The organism is Prosthecobacter sp. (assembly GCF_049294395.1).
Classification (GTDB): domain Bacteria; phylum Verrucomicrobiota; class Verrucomicrobiia; order Verrucomicrobiales; family Verrucomicrobiaceae; genus Prosthecobacter.
The window spans coordinates 1-5,238 of sequence record NZ_JBAQCR010000414.1; the positions used below are offsets into that span (position 1 = coordinate 1).

General features: G+C 62.0%; 4 protein-coding genes and 1 pseudogene. 1 reads left to right on the plus strand and 4 read right to left on the minus strand.

Going from position 1 to position 5,238, the window contains the following annotated elements; all coding sequences use genetic code 11:
- A partial coding sequence (locus tag WAW39_RS28575; RefSeq protein ID WP_422322881.1) for an SLBB domain-containing protein occupies positions 1–1,074 on the plus strand: 1,074 nt, incomplete at its 5' end.
- Positions 1,075–1,153: 79 nt separating this feature from the next.
- Here WAW39_RS28575 and WAW39_RS28580 read toward each other — a convergent pair.
- From WAW39_RS28580 to WAW39_RS28595, 4 genes and pseudogenes are all read right to left on the minus strand, one after another.
- Positions 1,154–1,543: a hypothetical protein gene (locus WAW39_RS28580; RefSeq protein WP_422322883.1), complete on the minus strand. Its 390-nt coding sequence runs from the start codon at positions 1,541–1,543 to the stop codon at positions 1,154–1,156.
- 135 nt (positions 1,544–1,678) lie between these two features.
- A complete protein-coding gene (locus WAW39_RS28585; protein ID WP_422322885.1) occupies positions 1,679–2,554 on the minus strand; it encodes a DUF4159 domain-containing protein in 876 nt (291 codons plus the stop codon).
- Between the two features lie 265 nt (positions 2,555–2,819).
- Positions 2,820–4,256, minus strand: coding sequence for a DUF7133 domain-containing protein (locus tag WAW39_RS28590; RefSeq protein WP_422322887.1), 1,437 nt, complete (start codon positions 4,254–4,256; stop codon positions 2,820–2,822).
- 113 nt (positions 4,257–4,369) lie between these two features.
- Positions 4,370–5,238, minus strand: a pseudogene (locus tag WAW39_RS28595) (hypothetical protein); the annotation flags it as partial.

Here is a 5,238-nt window from a genome sequence, read left to right on the forward strand (position 1 = left end):
GGGCGCGAGCGCGGTGGGTATTCTTTGATGCAGAAGCTGGGGCTGCTGGTGCCGGCGGTGGCGGGGGCGTTTGGGCTGGCGGGACTGAGTGCGTGCCGGAAGGCGGAGCCGGTGGTGCCGAGGCAGATCATGGTGAAGAGCCGATTTGTGAGCATTCCCATGGACTCGCCGATGCTGGCGGAGGCGGGGCTGACGCTGGATGGGAACAAGTCCGGGCTGCAGAGCCTAGGTATTTTAAACGAGGAGCACGCCAACAACCTGCTGCGCAAGCTGAGCCAGCAGAAGGGCGTGAACCTGATGAGCGCGCCCTCCGTGACGACACGCAGCGGGCAGAAGGCGACGGTGGAGGTGGTGCGTGAGTTCATCTATCCCACGGAATTTGATCCGCCGAAGCAGGCGACGAAGACCGAGCCGCTGATCCCGACGACGCCGACGGCTTTTGAAATGAAGCCGGTGGGGGTGCGGATGGAGGTGGTGCCGACGCTGGCGGAGAATGGAAGCATCGACCTAACGGTGACGCCGGAGGCGACGAGCTTTGAGGGGTTTATGGAGTACGGCAGCCCGATCACGCACGAAGGCAAGGTGGTGTCTGAGAACAAGATCCAGCAGCCGATTTTCCACACGATGAAGACGACGGCGAGCTTTGTGATGGAGTCTGGGCAGAGCGTGGTGTTTGGCGGGCTGGGGAGTCCGGACGCGACGCCGCTGACGAGCAGCATGCCGAAGACGAAGGACCTGGTGTTTTTCATCATCCAGGCGAATGCGGTGGAGGCTAGGAAGGTGGCGGTGGTGCCGAAGGAGACGGCTGCGGTGGAGCCGAAGAATGGTGCTGCAACGGCACCGAAGGAGCTGACGGTGACGGTGCTGGGGCAGGTGAAACGCCAGGGGCTCTATGTGCTGAAGCCGGGGATGACGGTGGGGGATCTGGTGAAGGAGGCGCAGGGGCTGAGCGAGCGGGCGGCCGGCGGGCTGATCCGGCTGAAACGGGGGTTTCAGTTTTCGTTTGTGGATCTGGAGAAGGACGGCGCGAAGGCGCTGGAGGATGGGGATGTGCTGACGGTGCCGGAGAAGTGAGGGGGCACGGAGGGGCGCCCTGCGCTGAGCATTGCGCGGCGCATGTTTGTCACATCACCCCGGGCATTGTGGGGGAAGATCAATCGGCGATCATTTCCACATCGGCGACGTTTGCGCCGACGTGGCCGTCGCTGAAGATGGAAAGGAGGATGGCACCGCCATCGTAGGCGATGGCATAGCCGTTGTCGGTTTGCTCGAGGCGAAGGTTTGAGGAGGAGCCGGCGCTGGCGTCCCATGAGAGCTTGTCGAGGGCGGTGGGGCTGGCGACTTTGGCAGCGGCGGCGCGATTGTGAGTCTTGTAAGCCTGGAAGAAGCGCTGGGCGACCTGGGCCTCGGTGAGGATGGTGGCTGTGCTGACGGCACCGGGTTCATCAACGCCATTGGGCGGTGGCAGTGTCTCGCAGGAGGTGAGGCTGAGGGCGAGAGTGAGCGAGGAGAGGGCTGTGAGAAGGAGGTGGTGGCGGGACATTTCTGCATGTGGCGAGGAGGGAAATCTGCGTCAAGCGGGAAGGAGGAGGGCGCGAGATTTGCACTGTGTTTCTACGAGACAGACCTGTAATAATGGGTGAGACGAGGTGGGTGAGGAGAAGAGCGGAGTGGGGGGCTAATGGGTGAGGGCGTAGAAGACGATGTTGATGCCGAGGGGGTAGGCGTGTTTTTCGGAGACGTGGGTGAAGTACCAGGGATCGCTTTGCTCCTGCTCCCAGCCGTCGCCGAGGTCGTTGTTGAGGCAGATGAGCATGACCATGCGGCCGCGATCGTCGAAGACGGCGCGGAAGCGGGGTGTGGCGGAGTCTTTGCGGATCTCGTTGTGCATGTTGGTGCGGCCATGCTGGTTCATCTCGGCCCAGTAGACGTTGCTGTGGACCTGGGGTGGTGAGGGGAGATCGTAGACGCTGTGGAAGATGGGGTGATCGGGCTTGAGCTCTTCGTAGTTGCGGTCGGGCCAGATTTTTTTGAAGGCGGGCTCGAAGCCTTTCCATTCATCGTTGCCCCAGAAGTCGTCCATGAGGATGAAGCCGCCATTGAGCATGTATTCGCGGAGGACGCGGGCCTGGGCGGTGGTGATGTCCATGTGGCCGGGCTCGGAGACGTAGAGGAAGGGATGGTGGCGGAGCTGGGCGGGATCGATGTCGAGGATGACGGGATAGGGATTCACCTGGACGGAGGTGAGCTGGTGGAGGCGGAAGGAGAAATTGAGATCGGCCTCGGGGTAGTCGGCGGTCCAGCGGCCGCCACGGCGGAAGGGGTAGCAGAGGCGTGCGAAGGTGAAGACGTCTTTGGGGAGGTCTGCAGGGAGGTCCCAGACGGGGAGTTTTTGGCCGTAGTGGCGCCAGCCTTTGAACTGGCGTGCGTCATTGGGGAACTGGACTTCCCTGCCCCGGTAGGTGGCGCGGCGATTTTCGGGGACGCCCTGGGAATGGGACTGCCCCAAGGTGAAAAGCGCGAGGCATGGCAGGAGCCATTTCCAGAATCTCATGGGTGGGTTTTACCCGATGAGGGGGAGGGATGGCGAGAGGTTTTCTATTGTGGACGATTTATGATGGGCTGTGGCGACAAGAAAGCTGGCCGTCCTACCGCTGTCTGCCTGTGCAGCGGTGGCAAAAACGCCCCCCCTCACCCCAACCCTCTCCCCGAAGAGGAATCATCGTTGTTGGCGTATGTCAGGGGCGAGGAGAGGGAGAATCGCTTTGGCCGCCCTGGATTTGTCGGACACGAAATGATGCCAAATCCACTACATCGCGTTATTCGGCGATGAGCTTGTTGAGCGTGTAGTAGGCCATGCGGTGCCACAGGGGGGAGCCTTCTTTGGCTTTGAGCTGGGGGAGCTGGAACTCGTGGACGTAGCCGGGGCGGAGGGTGGTGCAGGTGACGTCGAGGACGAGGCCGTCGGAGGAGAGTTTACTGGAGGTGATGAGGAGGGACTGGGTGTCGAGCTCGTCGCCGCCGTATTTGCTTTGGAAGGGGTAGGTGTAGCTCTGGCCGGTGAGGGTGGCGAGGCTGGCGGGGTCCACCGGGAGGGTGAAGGTGAAGCGGAAGCCGGATTGGGTGAGCTCCATTTTTTGGACTTCGAGCGGGGTCTTCTGGGTCCACACAATGCGCTGGAGACCGAAGGGACGATTGCCTTTGCTGTTCCAGCCGCGGTTTGACTGGCCGACGACGAGGGAGCCGTCCTGGAGGAAATTGAGGGCGAGGGCGGCGCACTGAAGGCCATCGATGAAGGGGAAGCAGGCGCCCTGGTATTCGCCGCCGACTTTTTCGAGGAAGACGCGGTTCACGCCGCTGAGGACGAATTCGCCGAGGAAAAGCTGCTTTTCGAAGGGGCCGAATTTGCCGGGGCTGAGATCGCAGGCGATGCCGGTGCCGCTCTGGCCCATCTTGACGTAAGGGAGCCAGACGGCGGGCGGGGTGTAGCCCTGGACGGTCTTCATGGCTTCGGCGACGGTGATGCCATCGGGCTGCTTGGCAGCGATTTTGACCGGGGACTCGGGACGCATGGCGTCGGGGATGGATTCGGCGTGGGAGAAATAGGCTCCTTTGCGGGCGTGCATCAGCGGTGTGGTGGGCATCCAGTTGCCCTGCTGATCGGTGATGAAGATGTCGCCTTCGGCGTTTTGGCCGATGCCGCAGGGGCTGCGGAATCCGGCGCAAAAGGGTTCGAGCTTGCCGTCTTTGGTCATGCGGACGACCCAGCCGCGCCAGAGGGGATGCTTTTCTTCATCGCCCGCGCCTTTCCAGGCTTTGCCCATGCTGGAGTTGAGCGAGGTGTAGAGATTGCCTTCTTTATCGAACACGGGGCCGTAGGCGTACTCGTGGTAGGCGCCGGAGACGCCCCAGCCCGTAGAGGCGCAGACGTATTCGTCGGCTTTGCCGTCGGAGTCGGTGTCGCGGAGCTTGGTGACTTCGGAGCGCTGGGTGGCATAAAGTGCTCCATCATGCCATGCGAGGCCGAGGATTTCGTGGAGGCCGCTGGCGAAGAGTTTGAAGTCGGGCCTGGCGGTATCGGAGGGATTTTGGGCAATCCAGACTTCTCCTTTGCGGAGGCCGACGGCGAGTTTGCCATCGGGGAGGATGGCGATGCCGCTGGCTTCGAAATTGACGCCTTTGGGGAGCTCGTAGGTTTCGGTGCGGTAATAGGTGGATTGGTCCTGGGCGAGGGCGGAGGTGGCGAAGAGGAGCAATGCGGCGAGGCTATCTCGAAACTTTGGGAGCAATGACGGGATAGACCAAAGCGGTGTCGACGAGGCAAGACTGCGCTTGCCTCTCTGCCACCGCACTCCAAGACGCTTCGCGACTACCATGACAGGATCTCCTTTGTTTGCTTGCCGTTGCGGGTGATGATGTGTTCGAAGCTGCCTTTGAGGGGGCGGAGTGTGTCTTCGATTTGCTGGCCGTTTTCGAGATAGCGGAAGGTGGGGATGCCGTCTTTGCCGAGGGTGTAGCCGCCGAAGATGCGTTCGCTGGTAGTTGCTGGCATGGGCTTGATGTCGGTGCCGAGGGGTTTGATGGGGGGCATGGAGCGGTCCTGCCAGTTGCTCATGGCATCGAGGAAGCGGCCTTTCCAGAGGATGGCCCAGCGGCTGGTCTTGGCATCGAAGGCGGCATTGAGTCCGCCGGGGAAACCGACGCCGATGGCGTGGGTGCCGACGCCTTCGATGAAGCTGCGGAAGATGATGACGCGCTTTTCGGCATCGGGCTTCAATTCGAAATCGGCGGATGACATGAGGCCTTCGGGGAGCGGCTGGCCTTCGATCTCGCGGAGGTAGGTCCAGATGCTTTCGATTTCCTGATCGGCTTTTTTGCGGCCGACGAACATCGGCGGCATGACGGTGCCGGGCTGGGTGACCTGGGGATTGAGAAGGAGCTCTTTGAAGTATTCGGGCTGCAGGCGCTCCACGGTGTGGGTGAGGCGGATGACGGGTGGGCCGAGGGATTTGCGATCCTTCATGCCATGGCATGCGACGCAGGCGAGTCCCTTGGCTCCGAGGAGCTGGCGTCCGGCTTCGGCGCGGTGGTGTTTGGCGAGGCCGCTGACATCTATGGTGAAGGGTTTTTCCAGGGCGTCCGCTTCGTTCAGCCAGGAGATGAGCATTCCAGTTTGTTCGCGGCCGAAGCTGGGCATGTGGGTGTCCATGTAAGGACGGACGCTGCCGTCTTTGCCCC